We start from the raw sequence: 20,679 nt of genomic DNA, 5'->3' as shown, positions 1-20,679 counted from the left end.
TTTTAAATCTTGGGATACTCCGTTTGTGTTTTTTCGTGCTGCACATCACCTGTATGCTTTGTTTTTAATTGCTCAAAGAGTAGCAAGTGTACTTCTTCATCCCCTTGACTTTTAGGGCAATGTTCTACTCCTTTTGGAACCACAATGATTTCGCCTTCATTGACAATCTCCACCCATTCATGACCAAGTGGAGCTGAAGTGCGGAAATACATCTCTAAGGTTCCCTTGTAAACAAAGAACAACTCATCTTCATCCTTGTGACTGTGCCAGACAAATTCGCCCTGTATTTTTGCTAAAATCACCTGCATAGTATCTACCGTAGCGATCTGATGAGGATGCCATTGTTTGCTAAATTTGCTAAACTTTTCTCTTAGGTTTATTGGTTTCATAGCGCTATTGTTATTATGACGTAGTGGTCTTGAGTCTTTCGCATTTTCGTCGAAAGGCAAGCCTAAATACCCAGAATCAATTTAGCGATCCAGAGATAAATTAAAATCCCAAAAATATCATTACTTGTGGTGATAAAAGGTCCTGTTGCAATGGCGGGGTCAATGCCTCTTTTATGCAGAAATAGTGGAATGAATGTGCCAATGATTCCGGCAAAAATAATCACAACAAAAAGTGATATAGAAATAGAAAGCCCGTACGCTATCTCCCCTTCCCAGGCCCATATGAAGAAAAATAGTACAATCGCTAATGCCGCTCCATTAAGCATGGCGAGTAGCATTTCTTTAATAAGTCGTTTTCCAATACTCCCTTTAATATCATCATTTGCAAGACCTTGTACGATAATTGCACTAGACTGCACACCCACATTTCCTGCCATCGCGGCAATGAGTGGCGTAAATATTAATAGGATGGCGTGATTGTTTAAAACTTCTTCAAAGCCGCCCATTATGGCTGCTGCTCCAACGCCTCCTAGCAATCCTAGAAAGAGCCAAGGTAAGCGGGCTCTGGTTAACTCTAAAACACTGTCATCTGCCTCGACATCTTGAGATATACCCGCGGCCATTTGGTAATCTTTTTCTGCTTCTTCTTTAATAAAATCTACAATATCATCTATTGTAATGCGCCCTACGAGTATACCATTTTCATCGACCACAGGGATTGCATCTAGATCATATTTTTGCATGATTCTAGCGACTTCTTCATTTTCTGTATGGACGGTTACAGAATCTACTTTTGGGATAAAAACCTCGCTAATTTTGGTTTTTTCACTCGCGGTCAATAAATCTTTTAGGGAGAGTCTACCAGTAAGTTGCCCTTCTTTATTTGTAACATAAATGGAGTGGACACGTGTCACGTTTTCTGCTTGACGACGCATTTCACGTACACAACCCGCTACAGTCCAGGTCTCTTTAACTTGTACTAATTCTTTCGCCATTAAGGCCCCTGCAGTGTCTTCATCATAATTTAATAACTCAACAATATCTGCCGCGTGCTCCTCATCAGTTATTTTATCAATAACCTCTTTCTGAATGTTATCATCGAGCTCCGCAATAATATCTGCCGCATCATCCGTGTCGAGTTCTTCTAATTCTTGAGCAATCTCAGCAGGAGTAAGATTGTCTAAAATGCGTTCACGTAGGTCTTCGTCGAGCTCCATTAAAGCTTCTGAAGTAATTTCGCTTTCTAACAGTTTTATAAGGTAGGTAGCTTCATCACTATTCAACTCTTCTAAAAGCTCTGCGACATCTGCAAAGTGATAGTCTTTTAAAAGTTCTCTAAGCGCGTGCCCATCTTTATTTGCGATGAGTTGCTCAATACTTGAAATAAAATCAGTCGTGAGTTGAAATTGCATCTGCTTCCAGTTTGGTGGTGAGGGCGATAAAATCTGCTACAGAGAGCTGTTCTGGTCGCTGCCCAAAGATAGCATCTTCTTTAAGTTTATCAGAGATTTCGAAACTTTTTAAACTGTTCCGTAATGTTTTTCTGCGTTGTTGAAAAGCGGTCTTCACGACTCTATATAAAAAAGCTTCTGAACAAGGTAACTCTAAGGAGGCTTTTCTGGTAAGTCTTAATACGCCGCTATCTACTTTCGGGGGCGGATTAAACACCGTAGGAGGGACGGTAAATAAGTAATCTGCTTCATAATATGCTTGTACCAAAACAGATAGTATCCCGTAGGTTTTTGAGCCGTGATCTGCACAAATACGCATGGCAACTTCTTTCTGAAACATTCCAGTAAATTCGGGTACTTGCTCTTTGTTTTCTAATGTTTTAAAAACGATTTGAGTAGAAATATTATAGGGGAAATTACCAGTAACCGCATATTGCTCCGTCCCAAAATAATCTTGCATATCTTCTCTAAGAAAATCTGCTTCTAAGATTTGCAGATTTTCATTTGGGTAATGAGTTTCCAAATATGCGATCGAATCTCGATCTGGATCCATGGCGACTAGATTTATGTCTTTGTCTAAAAGGTATTTTGTGAGTACTCCCGTTCCTGGGCCTATTTCTACAACGTTTTTATAACCTTTGTGCGTAAGTGTTTCCGCAATATTTTTTGCTACATCTTCATCAATTAAAAAATGCTGACCTAGGTGTTTTTTTGCACGAACGGAATCGTTTTGAGCACTAAACTCTCTTCTAGGGCTTGCAGAATGCTTACTGAATTTTTTTTTGTTTTTGCTCATCTTGGATTCTTAGGTATGACAACGCTTAGTGATGGAAATGTAACTTTTTTTCTTCTTGAGGAGAAGCAGCATTCTTTTCTGTCCTTAGACACGCAGCTTGCTACATCTTTATTGCAGTATCAGTCTTTTGCTGCTACTGCTCATAGATTACTTCTAGCTCTGTTCTAAATGCTACGAACTTTCCTTCAAATGCCTTACCTTGAGCTCGTAACTTGTCTGCATCTTCCTTATAGTATTTTTCTAATGTTGCTTTACTGTCTGTGTGATATTGTACAGAGTAGGTCGTGCCTCCCATTTCTTCTTCTATTTGCACTTTTGTCATTAGGGCTTTCGTAAACTTTCTGGTAGCTAACATAGCAGGAATATGTTCTGCCTTCATCCAGTCAAGCCATGTGTCGTGGACGCTATTTTCTATGTTAATGGTAACGTTGTATATGTACATTTGTTGGTAATTAAGTAACTAAGTGATCTAGATATTGGGTAAATAGATATTAGATTTATTGATTAGTTTTTGTTGAAAAACTGGGTTCAAACTACTGTTTTTTTTAGCGACTGAAATCACTCAATCAAATCTCCACGGAGCATTCTAAATCGCGCTCTTGCTTCTGTAAAGAATATACTGTCTTTATAATCAAAGATAATCTGCTCATATAATTCTTTTGCTTTTTCTGGTTGCGCTAGGTGATCTTCATATAGTTTGGCCAAACGAAAATGCGCATCGTCTGCTAAAATATCTTCATTAAAAAACTCGATAATATTTTTGTAGTTGGCTTCAGCCTTGGTGTATTGATCTGTTTTCTCATACAAAACACCTTGCTTTAAAAGAGCTTCGTCTTCTATGCTTTCTCCTTTGTGATTTTGAATGATATCTTCGAGTTGGGTGATGGCTTCCTCATCTTTATTCTGCAAAGCGAGTAAATCTGCTCGAGCAAATATTTTCAATGCTGTTTGCGTTGTGTCTTCTAATGAGTTGTCACTAATCATTAAACTTAACTGCAAGGCATCGTTCGCAATGAGCTGAGAAGAAGATTTTTTTAACACATCTAATTGAACCTGTGACCAGGCAAAATCTCCTTTAAAATAACTTGTTCGCGCTACTTTAAACCTAGCTTCCTGTGCCATCACATCGCTTTTTATTTTCTCTTGAATCTGTGTGTAATAAATTAATGCACGGTTAAACTTCTCATCGATCACTAGAATATCTGCCAGCTCCATCTTGACTCTTGCCTCTTGAAAAGCACTCATTTTGTTTTCTAGCAATGCTTTTAAGTTAGAAACAGCTAGCGCTCTTTTATTGTGATTGAATGCTAAAAAGCGGTTAAAATCTACCTGCATTAAGTAGGTGGATTTCCCGCGGCCAAACTCATCTAACAATGCATTAAACTGTGCTTCCAGCTTGTCGTAGTCTTTAGTTTCTACGGTTGCTAATTTAATTTTCATTAAAAATTGGTAGGCACCTAAACGCATTTCTGGAGTTGGTGCTTTTTCAATAATGAAGTTGATCATATCTCGCGCATGATCATAAGATTCATTTGCAATGGCAATAAAAACAAGATCCTGAATCCCAGAAATATCTTCGTCAGATCTTCTATAGATTGCTTTTTCTTGAGCAAAGGCTTTCTTAAAATCGTTTTGTTGCACAAATAACCAACTCAACAATTCGTTATACAAGATGTTAGGTCTGTCCTGTAATCTTTTAAGGATTATTTTCCGAAAGAGAACATTTGCTTCATTTTCAGGATCTTCATTTACATAAAGACTAAACTGTCTTTGTGCATAGGGTTTTGTATTTGGATTCTTCTCGATGAGATCTACAAAGCTTTCAAGCATCTTTTCTACTTTTCCTTGTTCGCCATAAAGGCGCGCTAATTGTTGGCTAAAATCAAGATAATTATCAAGCTCCATCGCCTTCTCGTACAACAAAATGGATTCATCTAAGAGGCTAAATTTTTCAAAAGCCTCTCCTATGGTGTATGCGTAGCGTGAATTTTCATTGATGTAATTAATCGCCTCGTTGTAATAAATACTTGCTAATGAATCTTTATTTTGTAGGGTATAATTATGACCAAGTTCTACGATAAGTTGGGGCAATTTACTTCGAGTGTTTAGTCTTTCTTCTAATAATTTTTGTGCCTTGTCAAAACGTTCCACTTGCTGATTCATCTCTACCAAGGAGAGCGTATAATCTAGTCTTCCTGGTGTTTGCTTTGCAAGTTTTTCATAAATAGCGATTGCTTTTTCGTATTCCCCTTTTTCCGCATAGTTTCTGGCTAAAAGCTCGTTTTGAGCCAAGCTAGAAACCCCGGTAAGGAGCAAGAATAAAGTGATAAGTATACGCATATCGTAAAGATAGTATTTTAAACGAGGTACAGAAAACAAAAATCGTGCCTTGGCATTACCACCCTAATTCAGCAGACCTGAATCACCCATCTTGATTGCTTCGTGACTCGCAAAGGAGGGAAACTAGAATGATGATATCAAGTATATCTGATGCTAAATCCTAGTGAAATAGTTGATAGTTCTCCCCATTGTTGAAATTTTCACTAATAACTAACAACTAGTCAATCATATCAAAGCCACAATACGGCACTAATACATCCGGAATTTTAATTCCATCTGGCGTCTGGTAATTCTCGAGGATTCCTGCAAGTACTCTAGGCAATGCCAATGAACTTCCATTAAGCGTGTGTGCGAGTTTATTCTTGCCATCACTATCTTTAAAACGAAGCTTTAATCGGTTTGCTTGGTATGCCTCAAAACTTGAAACACTAGAGATCTCTAACCATCTGTCTTGCGCCGTTGAGAATACTTCAAAATCATAGGTCAACGAAGCTACAAAGCCTAAGTCACCTGCGCACAAACGTAAAATTCTGAAAGGTAATTGCAGCTCTCTTAAAATTTCGGTCACATGGTCTACCATACCGTCTAAGGCTTGAGCGCTATTGTCTGGATGCTCGACACGTACAATTTCTACTTTGTCAAACTGATGCAGTCTATTTAACCCTCTTACGTGCGCTCCATAACTTCCCGCTTCACGTCTAAAACACGGCGTAAAACTAGTACATAGAATGGGTAAATCACTTTCTTGAACAAGGTTGTCCCTAAACATATTAGTCACGGGTACCTCTGCCGTTGGTATTAAGTAAAGGTCATCAACACCCACGTGGTACATCTGTCCTTCTTTGTCTGGCAATTGTCCTGTACCAAAACCAGAGGCTTCATTTACCAAAAGTGGCACTTGATATTCTGTGTATCCTGCAGCTGTGTTTTTGTCTAAAAAGTAACTAATAAGGGCACGCTGTAATCGGGCACCCTTTCCTTTATACACAGGGAAACCTGCACCTGTGATTTTAACGCCAAGTTCAAAATCAATAATATCATATTTTTTAGCCAATTCCCAGTGCGGCAATGATCCTTCTGCGAGTACAGGAATATCACCTTCTCTAAACGTTTCTTCATTGTCGTCTTCTGTCATTCCAGCGGGAACTAGTTCGTTAGGAATGTTTGGGATCGTCCAAAGTAATTTTTGTAGTGTTTCTGAAATAGTATCCAGTTGACTACTTAGTTCTTTTGAAGCTTCTTTAAGCTCGCCCGTTTTTGCTTTAAGCGTATTTGCTTCTTGGGCTTTTCCAGACTTAAAAAGATTCCCTATTTCTTTGGATAGTGTGTTTGATTCTGCTAGGGTATCATCAAGTTTTGCTTGCGTGGCTCTTCTTTGTTCATCTAGAGATATCGCTTCTTCTAACATAGGTTGCGCATCAATACCTCTTTTTTTAAGGGCTATGATATAGGCATCTTTATTCTCTCTAATCTCGTGTACTTGTAGCATAATTCTGAAATATTAAGGATGTAAAGTTAGTTAAAGCACAAGTTTTATTGGGCTAGAATGACGGGAGTTTTTGCAAGAAGTTCATCTTGAATTATTTGAGTTGTTATCTAACCGAGTCTTTCGACTTTGTCTGAACATTAGGCATTGCGACAGGCTTTTTACTATAATCATCTGGAGATGGTAAAATCCAGTCGTGATGTGTAAAGTATAACCAAGGTTCTGAGGCGAGATCTACTTTGGGGTCAATAAAGGGGTAATAGGCACCACCATTAATTTTCACTTTAGATTTCACAAAGACTTGCACATCGCGGCCTTCATTTGCTTCTAATTCTTTAATACGTTGTGCTAATTGCCAGATAAGATCTGGTTTAGATTTTACAGAACGTTTTTGTTTCTTGCTCAGTAATTTTTTATAATCGTATTTCTTATTGTCCGTGGAGTCTTTTTCTTTAGTATACACGGTAAGCGTGGAGCCACGCGAACGCAACATCATACGCCAACTCAGTCTATGGCCTTCTTCTGTCCAGAGTACATCGTCAGGATACGTCCAGTGACGCAAAGGGAGTAAAATTTGAAATATAAAATAGACACCCATCACACCGATGAGTGCATTTCGGTAGGCTGGTATTTTAATTTCGCCTTCATTATAGTGTGTTTTCTTTGGCAAAAAGCGACGTTGTAATATTTCCGAAGAGAAAAAGAACAAGGCAAAAGCAATAGACATATAGGGAAAAATTCCAATTTGAAAAATAATACTATTAAACAAATGGAAAAACACAGAAATCCAGAAACCAATTATACGTGTACGTCGCCACATTAATAATGGAATAATAAGAAGATCAAATAAAATGCCTACATAGGCGATGCACCAGTGCACCCAATCCAGTTGTAGTAGTGGGCCTATGAGCCAGTAATCTGTTTTGCCTTTCATAAAGAGTGCAGACACAGAAGTGTCTAACCAGCCCGGATACCATTTTGCGATAGAGGCATAGGTGTACACGATCCATACTTGTAAAATAAGAATGAGGGACACCCATCGAGGCATCGATGGTGATTTTATTTTTTTGCTGAAAGATGCATCAAGACTAAACCATTTATGGGCTGGTAACAAGACCATAATCCAACAAAGTAACATCATTAAATAATAGTGATTGTTGTAGGATGTCTTCTGCATTAAATAAACGCAGGACCACATAAGTGCATAGCAGAACATGCTAAAGCGGTATTTGTAGCCGAGCATTACGAGCACTCCAAAAGTACCCATTAAAGCGAAATACCAATGCATTAAATCGCCAGGAAGTGGTTGTAAGAAATCAAGCCCTATAAAGTTAAAGGTGAAGTCTGGTTCTATGAGGGTTCTGCGCACCCAGCCCGTTGCAATAGCTCCATACCCTTCAATAGCGATAAGTAGACCGAATGCCACTCGCCATAAAACGAGACCAGTGTTGTCTATGTGTTTGAATAAAAATTTATTCACGATTTTTTATAAAGTCACGCGCAAAACGTTCGTCTCTAGCAATCGCCTGCTTTAGGGAATCTATCGCGTCAAAAACGGCTTCATCACGTATGTGGGTTAAAAAAGAAAGAGTGAGTTGATGGCCATAAAGGTCCCCTTTATAGTCCAGAAAAAAGGTCTCGATGGTTTCTTTTGTACCTCCTACGGTAGGGTTTGTGCCTATACTAGTAATTCCGAAATAAGTGGTACTGTCAATAGTAGCTTGGGTTACATAAACCCCCTCTTTTGGGATAAGCTTGTAGGTTTCGGTAGGTTTTAGATTTGCGGTAGGATAGTTTATGGTTCTACCTATAGCTTTCCCTTTTACAATAACTCCAGAAATCTGATAGTCATAACCTAGATAGTTATTGGCTGTGCTAATATCACCATGTTTAAGCGCGCTTCGTACTTTTGTTGAACTCACTGCTACATCATCTAACGCTTGGGCAGAAATCTCTTCGACACTAAAATTATAGGTTTTTCCAAACTCCTTAAGGTCATTAATATCTGCAGTACGGTTGCGTCCAAAACGATGATCGTAGCCAATAATTATTTTTTTAGCTTTCAGTTTATTCACAAGAATGTCTCTAACATATTCTGTTGCAGAGAGTCTTGAGAATTCTTGCGTAAAAGGATGTACAATTAGATGTTGGATCCCAAGGGTGGCAATATGTTTTTTTTTCTCATCAAGTGTATGGAGCATCTTTATGCTGTGATCTTTTTGTAAGACCATACGTGGATGCGGAAAAAAAGTAAGTAAAACCGAATCAAGGTCAAGTGCTGTGGCGGTTTTTGCAAGATGTTTTAAAATGGTCGCGTGACCCACATGCACACCATCAAAGGTGCCTATAGTGACAACACTACCACGATCATTTTTATAAGCTGCTGCGCCTTTGTGTACGTTCATTTATTTACCGTTAAAGGCGTTCATCGTATTATTTGCTCCGGCAAGACCATAAGACTCTACGGCTTGTTTTGCTTTTTCTAATCGTTCTATAAGTTCAGACTCTTCTGCAGCGGTCCATTCGCCTAGCACGTAATCTACTTGGCGCCCTTTTGAAAACTCGTCACTAATGCCAAAACGAAAACGCGGGTATTTTCCATTGCCGAGTGTGGCTTGAATGTCTTTTAGGCCATTGTGTCCGCCACTGCTTCCTTGGGTCTTAATCCTAAAAGTACCAAAAGATAAGTTGAGGTCATCTGTCACAACTAATAGATTTTCTACGGAAATATTTTCTTTTTCCATCCAGTATTTTACAGCCTTCCCGCTAAGGTTCATATATGTGGATGGCTTAAGCATAATGAATGTGCGTCCTTTTTTCTTAAGGGTTGTGATGTCACCTAGCTTTACGGTTTCCCAGGAAAGGTCCTCGTGTTTGGCAATATAATCCAACACTTTAAAGCCTATGTTATGGCGCGTATTTTCATATTTGGGACCTATATTTCCTAGACCTGCGATTAAAAATTTTTTCATATTTATTTCCCGTGTTGGCGGGAAGCTCTTTTGTCCTATTCCACTTTTTATGCTATTACTAGGATTCTCATCGGCATCATTCTGTACTGCGATATCTTTTTTAGATCGATTGTTAAACCCAAAAATTTTCCGAAGTAATAAGATCATAGCGTTGAATGAATTCTTTGTAAAAATAAAAAAAGCATCTCGAATTAACGAGATGCTTTTGATATTATTAGTAAGGGTGCTTATTCTGCTGCAGCTGCTTCTGTAGCGTCTTCTGCTCCTTCTGATCCTTCTTCTCCTTCTTCGTCATCTGCAACTTCGTCAGCCACTGCGGTTCTAGAAGTTCTTACTTGACAAATAACTTCGTTATCTGAGTGAAGTATAGTGTACTTGTCACTCGCCGCAACAGTTACATATAGTTTTTCTCCAATTTTCATCTCTGTGATATCCACTTCGATTACATCTGGAAGGTTTGATGGTAATGCCTTAACACGTAATTTACGTGAAACGATACGTAAAGTACCACCATTACGAACACCAACAGCGTTTCCTGTAACACGCACTGGAATCTCTAGCATCACTTCTTTGTCTTCAGAAATCTGATAGAAGTCTACGTGCAGTATTCTGTCTGTTACCGGGTGAAACTGGATATCCTGTAGGATTGCATCCACTTTTTTACCGTCCATTTCTATCACAACAGTATGTACGTCTGGCGTATATACGAGTTTGCTAAATGATAATTCATCTGCTGAAAAGTGAATAGGTGCTTCTCCTCCGTATACTACGCAAGGTACCTTCCCAGCATCACGTAAGGCTTTAGTTACCTTTTTGCCTACGCTTTCTCTTTGAGATCCGTTGATTGTAATTGATTTCATTTTAATGTGAAATTTTAAATTATTGATTTATTTGCTTAGCCGTTTTGGTCTAAGCGGCTGCAAATGTAGGTATTTAATGTTCAGTTACAAAAAATATAGATCAAAGAGTGTGTATTAAGGAATATAGAACACAGGCTTCAAAACAGAAAGGCTATATTCTATTAGCGATGTGGTCTATATTCTATTTTCTTAAAAAAAATTACATTAAGAACTTTGAGCTTATACTTTGATTCCCGTGTACACTCTTCATTACGTCTGCAAAAAGATTTGCACAGGTAAGTACTCTTAGTTTTGGGCTTTCTTGACGCAATGGAATAGAATCTGTTACGATAAGTTCTTCTAGTTTTGAAGCTTCAAGTCTTTCATAGGCTTTTCCAGAAAGGATAGGGTGTGTGCAAATCGCTCTTACAGAAAGTGCGCCGCGCTCGATCATCAGGTCTGCGGCCGCTGTAAGCGTTCCGGCTGTGTCAACCATATCATCTACAAGCACAACGTTTTTACCTTTAACATCACCTATAAGCTCCATATGGCTAATGATATTTGCTTTTTCTCTTTGTTTGTAGCAAATCACTACGTCACTTGCCGTCGCCTTAGAATAAGCGTATGCTCTTTTAGAACCTCCCATATCTGGTGATGCAATAGTTAGGTTCTCTAGGTTTAAGCTTTTTAAATACGGTAAGAAAATAGTAGAAGCATATAGGTGATCTACTGGTTTTTCAAAGAAACCCTGTATCTGGTCCGCGTGTAAATCCATAGTGATAATACGTGTTGCTCCTGCGGTCTCTAGCATTTTTGCTACTAGTTTTGCAGCTATAGGCACGCGAGGTTTGTCTTTTCTGTCTTGTCTTGCCCAACCAAAGTAAGGCATCACCGCTGTAATATGTCTTGCACTGGCACGTTTTGCCGCGTCACACATTAATAGTAATTCCATTAAATGATCGCTGCTAGGGTGTGTAGAGCCTATTAAAAACACACGACATCCTCTCACAGATTCTTCAAACGATGGCTGAAACTCCCCATCACTATAAGTTGAAGTAATGATGTTTCCTAATGGGATACCGTACTTTTCTGCAATATCTTTAGCAAGTGCTTGCGATTGTTTACAGGCAAAAATTTTAGGTGTTGGTTCAATAGACATGATGTTGTGTGGTTTTGTTTGCGCAAAAGTAACCGAAACATCAGTGCTTGAAAAAAAATGTTATTTTGATTTACTAACAAAATGGGAGTTGTGGGGTTCCTGCCGAATGTTTTCTTGTTTGCTGCTTAAATTTTAATTAATTGGTTATTTTTGCAGTTCGTTTTAAATAGAGGTACTACCATTATCCAAGGATATAAATGCTCGAGTGGCGGAATTGGTAGACGCGCTGGATTCAAAATCCAGTGACTTCGGTCGTGCGGGTTCGATTCCCGCCTCGAGTACAAAGCCTTCAGGAAACTGAGGGCTTTTTTTATCTCATTGCCAAAAGACTCCCCTTCAACCTTATTCCTGGCTTCGTCAGAATGAATAGGACAAAATTAGCTCTTAATAAATTTTTGAACACTATTTTGTCCATTAGAACGAACCTTCATAAAGGAAACTCCTTTTGTAAAGCGTGAGGTGTTTATTTTTTTTGAGTCACGAGCAGGTGTTTTTTGACCCCTTATTGAGTAGGTGCTAATCGTATCTGTGGTGTCAACTGTGTTGATAATTAGACTATTGTTAACGGGATTAGCATAGATGTTGAAAATAACTACAGCTACAAGGTCTACTTCTAAACCTAATGAGCCGTTTTGATAATTTGCAGTGTCTCCATTTAGTGCACGTATTTCTAAAACTTCCGTATCGCCATGATCTACAGCCAAGTTAAATAATAAATCACAAAATCCATGATAATAGGGGGATATTTCTAGGGAAAATTTATTAATATTTCAGAAATACAACAGATATTATTGCTATCAAGTAACGATATGCTAATTTTACCGACTGATAAGAAAATATGAAAACAGATAAGCAGAAAAAGTATGATGTTGCCTATCTTAGGATGGCAAAAGAGTGGAGTAAACTTTCCCATTGCAATCGCAGACAAGTAGGTGCGTTAATTGTAAAAGATAAGATGATCATTAGTGACGGGTATAACGGCACGCCTACAGGGTTTGAAAACCACTGCGAGGATGACGATAATAACACGCATTGGTACGTACTACACGCAGAGGCAAATGCCATTTTAAAGGTCGCGAGCTCTACGCAATCGTGTGAAGGTGCTACTTTATATATCACGATGTCCCCTTGTAAAGATTGCAGTAAACTCATCCATCAATCTGGCATAAGACGCGTGGTCTATCACAATGGGTATAAAGATGATAGCGGGTTAAAATTTTTAGAAAAAGCAGGCGTTAGTATTATGCATATTACTGAGCTAGAATAGTCACTTAGTACATAAAGCCACTATATAATTTATGAGTTTTAAAAGAGAATACATTCCATTATTAATTGGCATCGCGATGGCGGGGGGTATTTTTTTGGGATCTAAACTCGACTTTCACGATACCGGGGAGCAGATATTTGCGACCAACGCTAAAAAGGACAAACTTAATAGGCTTATTGACTACATAGATTATGAATATGTAGATGACGTAAACACAGACAGCATTGTAGATGTAACTGTGAACGAAATTTTGGATAATCTTGATCCACATTCTGTGTACATTCCGGTGGCCGACTATGAGGATAATGCAGACGATATGCGTGGTAATTTTACGGGTATAGGCGTGAGTTTTCACGTGTACAATGATAGCATTGCAGTTATAAGAGCTATCGCTGGAGGCCCTGCGGTAAAGGCAGGTATCAAGGAAGGCGATCGTATTTTAAAAGCAGATAATCGTCAGCTCTTCGGAAATACTATAGATCGAGATAGTATTCCGGTGTATTTAAAAGGGGAGAAGGATTCAAAAGTAGTTTTACAAATATATCGCCCTTCCGAAGATAAAATTATGGAGGTAAACGTTACTCGTGATGACGTACCTCTCATAAGTGTCGATGCGGCATATGCCATCAATGATGAAGTGGGTTATATTAAATTAAACCGTTTTGCTGAATCTTCTTTTGAAGAATTTGAAACAGCACTTGACAAGTTGAATCGCGACAATATTTCGACATTAATACTTGACTTACGAGGCAATCCTGGAGGTTATATAGCAACAGCAGAACAAATAATAGATGAGTTTTTAGAAGATGACACACTTGTGCTTATCACTAGAAACAAAAATGGGGAAGAAGAAAAGACCTATTCGACACGCAGTGGAGAATTTGAGGAAGGAATGGTCTATGTGTTGATTGATGAGAACTCGGCTTCAGCCAGTGAGATAGTGGCAGGTGCATTGCAGGATAATGATAAAGGTGTGATTATGGGGAGACGTTCTTTTGGGAAAGGGCTTGTGCAGCGTGAAATGTCTTTAGGCGACGGCAGTGCAATACGTCTGACGATTGCCCGCTATTATACTCCTTCTGGAAGAAGCATTCAACGTTCTTATGAAGAAGGTAATGATGCTTATTTTAATGAATATCAGACACGATACAGTAACGGCGAGTTACAAGATGCAGAGAATATTGTGGTGTCAGATACTTTAGTTTACAAAACAGTGAAGGGAAGAACCGTCTATGGTGGTGGTGGGATTACACCAGATATTTTTGTAGCGAAGGATACCAGCAGAGAGCAGGAGACTATAGATTTTATAGGTAAGAGTGGCTCTATGAGTTATTATGTGTTTACGATTCTCGATCAAAAAAGAACGGAATTCAACAGTTTTTCATTTAAAGAATTTAGTGACAGCTATGTGGTCACTACCCAAGTTGCGCAAGGTTTTATAGACTACATTAGAGAGCTCAGTGGTGTTTACCTCAATCTTGAGCCTACGTCGCCAGGATTTAAATTGGCTTTAAAAGCAGCGATGGCAGAGCAGTTATATGGCCCTGAAGAGAAAGAGATCTTACTCAATTTACAGGATGCCATGATCCTAAAGGTTCTTCAAATAGAAGAGAAGAAAAAGCAATAATTTATCACTTGCTTTTCTTCGCTATTTTTCTTGACACAAGAAGAATGCACATCAAAGCTATGGCGCAAGCTGCGGCAAATACACCAATAAGAGCGACACTACTATCACCGTCAAAAAGATGGTCAAAATCTAGTTTGGTCAAATTGAAAATGAGCATTACAGCAGAAAGCGCTATGATAATATAGATAAAGATTTTCATATAAAAAGTAATTGGATATTAGATGTAAAGAGTTTTACGGCAATCGCTAGTAGAATTACACCAAAAACTTTTTCGATAATTGCAATTCCGTTCTTTCCTAAAAAACGCTGTAGACTGCCAGAAGTTCGGAGCACAATAAACACGACAACTACGTTTACAAGTATGGCGACGATTATATTTTCTATAGAGTATTCTGCGCGTAGCGAGAGTAAAGAGGTTAAACTTCCTGGTCCAGCTACAATAGGGAAGGCGATCGGGAATACCGTTGCCGAGCCCAAGGTTTCTTCATCTTGTTTAAAAAGCTTGATGCCTAGAATCATTTCCAAAGCAATAAAAAATAGAATAAAGGAACCTGCAACAGCAAATTCATAAACGTTAATGCCTATCAAATTTAATATGCGTTCTCCTACAAATAGAAAAACAATAAGGACGACTGCAGCAATAATTGAAGCACGACCACTTTTAATTTTTCCAGATTTTTCCTTCAACGAGATGATTATAGGAATGCTGCCTATAATATCAATCACGGCAAAAAGCACCATGGTTGCTGTCGCTATTTCTTTAAAATTGAAATTCATATTTAGGCTCCGTGCCAACCGCGGATGTTTTTATTTGTTGCATTAGATGAAATGCAAAATTACTTTATTTAAGTTAGTGTCTAAAGTTAATAGTGCCTAAAGTACGTTAAAATTAAACCAATATAGGTAATAATCTGTCTAGCCACCGGATAGATAAGTCATTGTTATTTGAACTAAGAAAGTTCCTCTACCGTCTTTCGGGAGATACATTATTCAGTTTCGTTTAATGTTGCCCGCCAAGAGCTACTTTCCCTCGTAGCACGGAAGATTATGTTTCGGATTTATTTATTATTAAGAAATGATTTTTAGTTTTGTATGAGTCATCCATTAAATCCTGAAGGGAGGATTTGTTTTTTATTGTATTCCATTTTCAGTTTCATTTTCGATTTGAAAAATCGTAGGTTTGTACCATGTTTCAATTAGGAAAAACCATTGTATCTGAAGATCTCATCGAGAAAGAATTTGTTTGTAATCTAGGGGCTTGTAAAGGAGAGTGTTGTGTATCAGGAGAAGCGGGAGCGCCAGTTACTGATGAGGAGGTTCAGATTTTAAAAGAGATTTATCCTAAAGTGAAACCTTTTTTAAGACCAGAAGGTATCGCTGTAATTGAAGCCGTAGGAACCCACGTTCTTTCTAAAAGAGACGAACTGGAGACACCACTTGTAAATGGGGCTGAGTGTGCCTATGTGGCTTTCAAGGAGAACGGTACTGCAAGTTGCGGTATAGAAGACGCTTATAATGCTGGTGAGGTATCTTTCAAAAAACCAATCTCTTGTCACTTATACCCAGTACGCGTTCAGGATTATAGTGAGTTTGCAGCTGTGAATTATCACAAATGGCCTATTTGCAATGATGCTTGTACTTTAGGGAAAGAGCTTAAAGTACCTGTCTATAAATTTGTGAAAGAGGCTTTAATTCGCAAGTTTGGGAAATACTGGTATGCCGAGTTAGAGAAGGTGGCAGCGAAACATGATTTCTAGCCGTATTACTTCAGAAATATTATAAATTCAATACACTTAAAACAAAAAATGGGTCCCTAATCAACTTGATTGTTGTTAGGGACCCATGTTGCATCTATTACTTATGCTTCACAACTTGCGCAATCTTTCTTTTGTTTAAATTTTTGCGCTGCGTTCATACTGTGCTGGTAATACAAAGATTTTAATCCTAGTTTCCATGCAGTAACATGTATTTTGTTGATCTCTTTAGTTGGCGTATCTGGATGAACAATGATATTAACAGACTGTCCTTGGTCAATGTGATTTTGACGGTTAGCAGCTTGGTATATAATATCCATCTGGTCTATTTCAGAATAGGTCTTAAAGACGTTTTTTTCATTTTCCGTCAAGAAGTCAAGATGTTGTACAGAACCATCTCTGTCGCGTATATCTAACCATACTTCTCTTGTGTCCATTCCTTTTTCTTGCAGTAATTCTACTAAAAACGGATTCTTGATTGTTGTTTTAATTTTAGCAATGTCCTTCACATATATATTAGACCATATAGGCTCAATACCTTGAGACACTTGTCCTAAGATAAAGGCTGAAGATGTGGTAGGGGCTACTGCATTTAAAGTGGCATTTCTACGTCCATATCCTTTTAATACTTCTGGCTCTCCAAAGACATCTGCAAGCTCTTCAGAGGCTTTATAAGACTTCTCTTTTATCTTTCTAAAGATTTCACTGTTTAGATCAAACGCTTCTTGACTATTGAAAGCATGTTTTTTAGATTGTAGTAAAGAATGCCATCCTAATACGCCAAGACCTAATGCTCTATTTTCTTTTGCAAAGTTATAAGCACGCTCCATAAACAAGAACGTCTGGCGATCTTCTCTGTTTTCAGAGTTCTTATACGATTCTAGTTTTTGTAAGAATTCTGTAATCACGGCATCTAAGAAATATACCATTGTTTCTACTGCATCTGTGTCTTTCCATTTGTCATAGTGCAATACGTTGATACTAGAAAGTACGCATACAAAAGACCAATCGTGATTAGACGGAAGCATAATCTCTGTACACAAGTTACTAGCATATATCGGGTGGTTCTTGTCTTGATAAACGTCTGGAGCGTTATTGTTTGCATTGTCTGTAAAGAAAATGTATGGGTAGCCCATCTCGCCACGACTCTGCAATACTTTTGCCCAGACTGTTCTTTTTTCTTGATCTCCCGCAATCATGGCATCCATCCACGCATTTGTAACTGTTACTCCGTGGGTCAATTCTTGAATTGGGTTTCCTTCACCTCCTATTTCTAGGAATTCCATAATATCTCCATGATCTATAGGTAAGTATGGAGAAAAACGACCGCGACGCACAGACCCTTGACTCACAACATCTACCATAGATTCAAACAAGCGCATGATATGTACTGCACCAGATGCTTCTCCGTTATTTTTTATAGCAGCACCACGAGGACGTATTTTCCCGAAATAACCAGAAGTACCTCCACCTAGCTTAGACATCATCCCTACTTCAGACTGCGTGTAAAGTATGTTCCCAATATCATCATCTATGTGAGATCCAAAGCAGCTAATAGGCAAGCCACGCTTTTTTCCGAAGTTAGACCATACAGGAGATGCTAGTGAGTAGTATCCCTCAGACATATAGCCATAAAATTTATCTGCATACCCGGGCATTCCCAGAATTTCTTCTGCGCGCTCCGCAACTTCTCTAATGCGCTGCTCAGGGCTTACGCCTTCTGTGAGATATCCAGCTTCTAGAAAGTCACGGCTGTTCTTGTTAAGCCATAAAAAACTATCGTCGCTAGACTCGCCTTTAGATAGCGCTTCTTTTCTTGCCGCTAGTAAGGCGTCATTTGTATTAGTAGCTTTTTGGTCTACTTGTGAGGAGGTTTTGTCTTGTTGGATCATATTAAAAAAGGTCGTCGCTAGTTATACTTTGTGTTCTTTTACTGTAGTTTACGGATCTTTTAACGAAAAAGTCACCGTGTTTAGTCCCTATGATTTCATCGTCAAACCATTCAGTTTCTCTGACGAGTTTTTCATCTACGTCAAAGACTTTCTCAACACCGATACTTTCAAGTGATTTGTTAAAACGATTTTTAAGAAATTCGTTAATTACTTTTTTAGGTAAAAAGTCTACTTCACCTTCTTCAAAAATCCAATCTACTAAATCTACTTCTGCTTCAAACGCATCTCTACATAGGCGTTGTATGTTTGCGTGATATTCTGGTGTAAACCACTCTGGGTGTTCATCTTTAAGAATCAATATAAGCTCTATTCCAAAATCACCGTGAATCTGTTCTTCTTTTGACGTCGCTTCTACTACATTAGAAATACCTTTAAGCATGTTCTTGTGCTTGTTAAAAGCCATGATAATCAAGAACTGTGAGAATAATGATACGTGCTCTATAAATAGAGAGAATAATAATACTGCTTCAGCATATTCTTCATTGTCGTCACTTTTAGAGTTGCGCAGTGCAGATTCTAAATATTGCACACGCTTCATAATAACGGGTTTCTTTTTAAGTGCTTTAAATTCTTTGTTCAGACCTAAAATCTCAAGAAGGTGTGAGTACGCATCTGCGTGACGCACTTCACTTTCTGCAAACGTAGATCCTACCGCACCTATTTCTGGTTTTGGCATTCTTTGATGTAAATCACCCCAGAAATTTTTTACCGCTACCTCAATTTGAGAAATAGCAAGCATTGTGTTTTTTATAGCGCCACGCTCCACGTCATTTAATCTTGTTTTAAAATCCTGGATATCACTTGTGAAATTAAATTCTGTATGAATCCAATAAGAATGACGTATGGCAGGAACATAATCATACAATTGAGGATACTCATAAGGCTTAAGGCTAATGCGTCTCTCAAAAATATCTGTCTTGCGCTCTTGTGCTCTTTTATTACGGTATAAGATGTATGCTTTTGCAACTTCAGGAAAACCGCATTCCATTAATTTTGTTTCGACAATATCTTGCACCTCTTCAATAGTTGGAGTATAGCTTTCGTCATTTTCCTTACGCCCCAGTAATACCTTGTAAACGGCGATTGCTACATTTTGCGCGTCCTCTTCAGTTCCTGCACTACTTATACTCATCGCTTTTACTACAGCAGCGGTTATTTTGTCTAGATGAAAAGATTTTGTAGTAAAATCTCGCTTTATAATGTGTGTGATTTCCATATTTGTGAGTCGTAGTTTGTTCTATAATGATAGGTAAATATCTTATTAATTTTGAGACAAAATGAAGATAATTATATCGTGTTCTCAACACGGTTATTAACAAAACGTTAAGTACTCAATAAAAATAGGAGTTCACGTCAAAATTCTAAATATCAACACAGATTTGTTAAGAACTATTGTTTTTGTTTTTCAATATTCGGAATTTGATTTGTATGAAAATTTAATTTTTCTCAATAAATATTAGGGCTTTAAACCCGCAATATCGACTAAAGACTATGAGAGAAATAGGAGAAATACGCTCGCCTTTTTAGGTGTAACTATCACAAAATAAGACTATTGCTTAATTTTAATCTTAATTTATTTATTTGTAAGCGTTTGAGTGCTAAGCATCGCTCAAAAGAGCGATTGGGCTAATGATTATGTAAAGTCGGTTTTAACTTTAGTTTGTATTGTGGGAAGATTAGGTAGGCGCCCTTATTTGTATGTTGTTAGTTGACACGCAGTGTTACAAATTTTATTCACTCCTAAAGGGGCATTAAATTATAAAACTACACCCTTAAATCCAGTGTTTAAAACACCTCAATAATGAGCGATATAGGCTTAGGGAATAAGAGCAGAGTCACCTTTTAATTTTATTAATTTAGGGTGTCAGTCCCTAGATATTTATCATCGGTATTATAATACCAAGCACGTATCTTCGGAAATTTTATTTTGTTGATACTTGTTAGCTCTGATAATAAAATATACTCACCAGAGTCCTTTTTCATGGCACCATTTTCTGTTTTGAAAAACTGGTAGATCTCCATGGCGTAGGTTTCTGGATTAAAATAAAAATACCAAACATCGCTACCTACTGCTTCATCATAGCTGGCTTTAAGCACGAGATATTCTTTTCCTTTAAAAGACTTTCGTTCTACGACTTCGGAAATGTGAGTGCCATCATCCTTTAGCTTCATAGGAAGACCATAGAGGTAGGTATAGTAGTTTTTGTAAAGAGCTGCAGTCTCACAAGGTGTTCTTTCCCCTTCTTCTGGTGCTTCTTTAATAGAAGTGGTGCAAATAGATTTTTGTAGCGTGTATGTGGTCGACGTTGTGTCCCTCACGGCTGTAACGCTGAAATACTCTTCAGGTAAGTTAATAGCGACATCGCTAACTCTCGGAGCCCCCTCAGGCATTGTCATCGTGATATTAAGGTTTCCGTTAAATTGGCTCCAGTGATTAAAAGGATCGTGATATTTAATCGCCTTTTCTAATAACTCAGCACCCGTTAATTCTTGAGCATTCATAGTGTTATAGAAGGTGAGACATACAAGCGTAACAATAAATAGTAAGGTCTGCTGGGTGCTAATTTTCATGCTTAGGTGTTTTTGATTGGTTTTGCTAGATGTGTATGAAACGACTGCAAAAGAAAGTCTTTCGTCTTTCCTCTTT

The 20,679-nt window shown here is 38.2% G+C and carries 20 protein-coding genes and 1 tRNA gene; 4 read left to right on the top strand and 17 right to left on the bottom strand.

From position 1 onward, the window contains the following. Positions 1-2: 2 nt before the first annotated feature. The 11 genes from ABXT71_RS03005 to ABXT71_RS02955 form a co-directional block, all read right to left on the bottom strand. The gene (locus ABXT71_RS03005; RefSeq protein WP_415372368.1) at positions 3-389 is read right to left on the bottom strand and encodes a cupin domain-containing protein; all 387 of its coding nucleotides are present in this window, start codon (positions 387-389) and stop codon (positions 3-5) included. A 62-nt stretch (positions 390-451) separates the two neighbouring features. After that, entirely contained in the window at positions 452-1,801 is a 1,350-nt protein-coding gene (mgtE, locus tag ABXT71_RS03000; protein WP_415372367.1) for a magnesium transporter, read from the bottom strand. Next, on the bottom strand, positions 1,779-2,636 hold the full coding sequence (rsmA, locus tag ABXT71_RS02995) for a 16S rRNA (adenine(1518)-N(6)/adenine(1519)-N(6))-dimethyltransferase RsmA (RefSeq protein ID WP_415372366.1): 858 nt from the start codon (positions 2,634-2,636) through the stop codon (positions 1,779-1,781). Before rsmA ends, mgtE begins: the two co-directional genes overlap by 23 nt. A 133-nt stretch (positions 2,637-2,769) precedes the next feature. Continuing rightward, positions 2,770-3,078, bottom strand: a complete 309-nt coding sequence (locus ABXT71_RS02990) for a DUF4286 family protein (protein WP_415372365.1) — start codon at positions 3,076-3,078, stop codon at positions 2,770-2,772. 116 nt (positions 3,079-3,194) lie between these two features. Continuing rightward, positions 3,195-4,976: a tetratricopeptide repeat protein gene (locus ABXT71_RS02985; RefSeq protein WP_415372364.1), complete on the bottom strand. Its 1,782-nt coding sequence runs from the start codon at positions 4,974-4,976 to the stop codon at positions 3,195-3,197. 217 nt (positions 4,977-5,193) lie between these two features. Then, positions 5,194-6,465 (bottom strand): serine--tRNA ligase, encoded by a 1,272-nt coding sequence (gene serS / locus ABXT71_RS02980; protein WP_415372363.1) that lies wholly within the window; start codon positions 6,463-6,465, stop codon positions 5,194-5,196. Positions 6,466-6,568: 103 nt separating this feature from the next. After that, the gene (locus ABXT71_RS02975) at positions 6,569-7,942 is read right to left on the bottom strand and encodes an HTTM domain-containing protein (protein WP_415372362.1); all 1,374 of its coding nucleotides are present in this window, start codon (positions 7,940-7,942) and stop codon (positions 6,569-6,571) included. Beyond that, complete coding sequence (locus tag ABXT71_RS02970) at positions 7,935-8,867, bottom strand: bifunctional riboflavin kinase/FAD synthetase (RefSeq protein ID WP_415372361.1); 933 nt, start codon at positions 8,865-8,867, stop codon at positions 7,935-7,937. Before ABXT71_RS02970 ends, ABXT71_RS02975 begins: the two co-directional genes overlap by 8 nt. Then, the gene (gene pth / locus ABXT71_RS02965; RefSeq protein WP_415373056.1) at positions 8,868-9,434 is read right to left on the bottom strand and encodes an aminoacyl-tRNA hydrolase; all 567 of its coding nucleotides are present in this window, start codon (positions 9,432-9,434) and stop codon (positions 8,868-8,870) included. Positions 9,435-9,661: 227 nt separating this feature from the next. Then, positions 9,662-10,294 carry a 50S ribosomal protein L25/general stress protein Ctc gene (locus tag ABXT71_RS02960; protein WP_415372360.1) on the bottom strand — a complete coding sequence of 211 codons (633 nt, stop codon included), beginning with the start codon at positions 10,292-10,294 and terminating at the stop codon, positions 9,662-9,664. Between the two features lie 199 nt (positions 10,295-10,493). Next, positions 10,494-11,432 (bottom strand): ribose-phosphate pyrophosphokinase, encoded by a 939-nt coding sequence (locus tag ABXT71_RS02955; RefSeq protein ID WP_415372359.1) that lies wholly within the window; start codon positions 11,430-11,432, stop codon positions 10,494-10,496. Between the two features lie 199 nt (positions 11,433-11,631). Between ABXT71_RS02955 and ABXT71_RS02950 the strand changes: the two genes are divergently transcribed. Further along, positions 11,632-11,713, top strand: a tRNA-Leu gene (locus ABXT71_RS02950). 96 nt (positions 11,714-11,809) lie between these two features. Here the strand turns inward: ABXT71_RS02950 and ABXT71_RS02945 are convergent. Then, the gene (locus ABXT71_RS02945; protein WP_415372358.1) at positions 11,810-12,136 is read right to left on the bottom strand and encodes a T9SS type A sorting domain-containing protein; all 327 of its coding nucleotides are present in this window, start codon (positions 12,134-12,136) and stop codon (positions 11,810-11,812) included. Positions 12,137-12,270: 134 nt separating this feature from the next. Here ABXT71_RS02945 and ABXT71_RS02940 point away from each other — a divergent pair, with 134 nt between their 5' ends. Beyond that, entirely contained in the window at positions 12,271-12,699 is a 429-nt protein-coding gene (locus ABXT71_RS02940; RefSeq protein ID WP_415372357.1) for a deoxycytidylate deaminase, read from the top strand. A gap of 31 nt (positions 12,700-12,730) precedes the next feature. Beyond that, positions 12,731-14,326, top strand: a complete 1,596-nt coding sequence (locus ABXT71_RS02935; protein WP_415372356.1) for a S41 family peptidase — start codon at positions 12,731-12,733, stop codon at positions 14,324-14,326. A 4-nt stretch (positions 14,327-14,330) separates the two neighbouring features. Here ABXT71_RS02935 and ABXT71_RS02930 read toward each other — a convergent pair whose 3' ends face one another. Together ABXT71_RS02930 and ABXT71_RS02925 are read right to left on the bottom strand one after the other, a co-directional pair. Beyond that, positions 14,331-14,525 carry a hypothetical protein gene (locus ABXT71_RS02930; protein WP_415372355.1) on the bottom strand — a complete coding sequence of 65 codons (195 nt, stop codon included), beginning with the start codon at positions 14,523-14,525 and terminating at the stop codon, positions 14,331-14,333. Continuing rightward, positions 14,522-15,103, bottom strand: coding sequence for a MarC family protein (locus ABXT71_RS02925; protein WP_415372354.1), 582 nt, complete (start codon positions 15,101-15,103; stop codon positions 14,522-14,524). Before ABXT71_RS02925 ends, ABXT71_RS02930 begins: the two co-directional genes overlap by 4 nt. Before the next feature lie 410 nt (positions 15,104-15,513). Between ABXT71_RS02925 and ABXT71_RS02920 the strand changes: the two genes are divergently transcribed. Then, positions 15,514-16,083 (top strand): DUF3109 family protein, encoded by a 570-nt coding sequence (locus ABXT71_RS02920; RefSeq protein ID WP_415372353.1) that lies wholly within the window; start codon positions 15,514-15,516, stop codon positions 16,081-16,083. Positions 16,084-16,184: 101 nt separating this feature from the next. Here ABXT71_RS02920 and ABXT71_RS02915 read toward each other — a convergent pair whose 3' ends face one another. The 3 genes from ABXT71_RS02915 to ABXT71_RS02905 form a co-directional block, all read right to left on the bottom strand. Further along, on the bottom strand, positions 16,185-17,972 hold the full coding sequence (locus ABXT71_RS02915) for a ribonucleoside-diphosphate reductase subunit alpha (RefSeq protein WP_415372352.1): 1,788 nt from the start codon (positions 17,970-17,972) through the stop codon (positions 16,185-16,187). A gap of 1 nt (position 17,973) precedes the next feature. After that, the gene (locus ABXT71_RS02910) at positions 17,974-19,248 is read right to left on the bottom strand and encodes a ribonucleotide-diphosphate reductase subunit beta (RefSeq protein ID WP_415372351.1); all 1,275 of its coding nucleotides are present in this window, start codon (positions 19,246-19,248) and stop codon (positions 17,974-17,976) included. Positions 19,249-19,883: 635 nt separating this feature from the next. Beyond that, positions 19,884-20,603, bottom strand: a complete 720-nt coding sequence (locus ABXT71_RS02905; protein WP_415372350.1) for a DUF6503 family protein — start codon at positions 20,601-20,603, stop codon at positions 19,884-19,886. Positions 20,604-20,679: the final 76 nt, after the last annotated feature.

The organism is Patiriisocius sp. Uisw_047, assembly GCF_047730165.1.
Lineage (GTDB): Bacteria > Bacteroidota > Bacteroidia > Flavobacteriales > Flavobacteriaceae > Patiriisocius.
The sequence above is the reverse complement of the archived record's forward strand: the minus strand, read 5'-3'. Positions and strand labels throughout refer to the sequence as shown.

What these genes read in the sequence shown, in the direction of transcription:
- ABXT71_RS03005 (WP_415372368.1), bottom strand. Translation starts at nt 389, where the DNA reads ATGAAACCAATAAACCTAAGAGAAAAGTTTAGCAAATTTAGCAAACAA.
- mgtE (WP_415372367.1), bottom strand. Translation starts at nt 1,801, where the DNA reads ATGCAATTTCAACTCACGACTGATTTTATTTCAAGTATTGAGCAACTC.
- rsmA (WP_415372366.1), bottom strand. Translation starts at nt 2,636, where the DNA reads ATGAGCAAAAACAAAAAAAAATTCAGTAAGCATTCTGCAAGCCCTAGA.
- ABXT71_RS02990 (WP_415372365.1), bottom strand. Translation starts at nt 3,078, where the DNA reads ATGTACATATACAACGTTACCATTAACATAGAAAATAGCGTCCACGAC.
- ABXT71_RS02985 (WP_415372364.1), bottom strand. Translation starts at nt 4,976, where the DNA reads ATGCGTATACTTATCACTTTATTCTTGCTCCTTACCGGGGTTTCTAGC.
- serS (WP_415372363.1), bottom strand. Translation starts at nt 6,465, where the DNA reads ATGCTACAAGTACACGAGATTAGAGAGAATAAAGATGCCTATATCATA.
- ABXT71_RS02970 (WP_415372361.1), bottom strand. Translation starts at nt 8,867, where the DNA reads ATGAACGTACACAAAGGCGCAGCAGCTTATAAAAATGATCGTGGTAGT.
- pth (WP_415373056.1), bottom strand. Translation starts at nt 9,434, where the DNA reads ATGAAAAAATTTTTAATCGCAGGTCTAGGAAATATAGGTCCCAAATAT.
- ABXT71_RS02960 (WP_415372360.1), bottom strand. Translation starts at nt 10,294, where the DNA reads ATGAAATCAATTACAATCAACGGATCTCAAAGAGAAAGCGTAGGCAAA.
- ABXT71_RS02955 (WP_415372359.1), bottom strand. Translation starts at nt 11,432, where the DNA reads ATGTCTATTGAACCAACACCTAAAATTTTTGCCTGTAAACAATCGCAA.
- ABXT71_RS02940 (WP_415372357.1), top strand. Translation starts at nt 12,271, where the DNA reads ATGAAAACAGATAAGCAGAAAAAGTATGATGTTGCCTATCTTAGGATG.
- ABXT71_RS02935 (WP_415372356.1), top strand. Translation starts at nt 12,731, where the DNA reads ATGAGTTTTAAAAGAGAATACATTCCATTATTAATTGGCATCGCGATG.
- ABXT71_RS02930 (WP_415372355.1), bottom strand. Translation starts at nt 14,525, where the DNA reads ATGAAAATCTTTATCTATATTATCATAGCGCTTTCTGCTGTAATGCTC.
- ABXT71_RS02925 (WP_415372354.1), bottom strand. Translation starts at nt 15,103, where the DNA reads ATGAATTTCAATTTTAAAGAAATAGCGACAGCAACCATGGTGCTTTTT.
- ABXT71_RS02920 (WP_415372353.1), top strand. Translation starts at nt 15,514, where the DNA reads ATGTTTCAATTAGGAAAAACCATTGTATCTGAAGATCTCATCGAGAAA.
- ABXT71_RS02915 (WP_415372352.1), bottom strand. Translation starts at nt 17,972, where the DNA reads ATGATCCAACAAGACAAAACCTCCTCACAAGTAGACCAAAAAGCTACT.
- ABXT71_RS02910 (WP_415372351.1), bottom strand. Translation starts at nt 19,248, where the DNA reads ATGGAAATCACACACATTATAAAGCGAGATTTTACTACAAAATCTTTT.
- ABXT71_RS02905 (WP_415372350.1), bottom strand. Translation starts at nt 20,603, where the DNA reads ATGAAAATTAGCACCCAGCAGACCTTACTATTTATTGTTACGCTTGTA.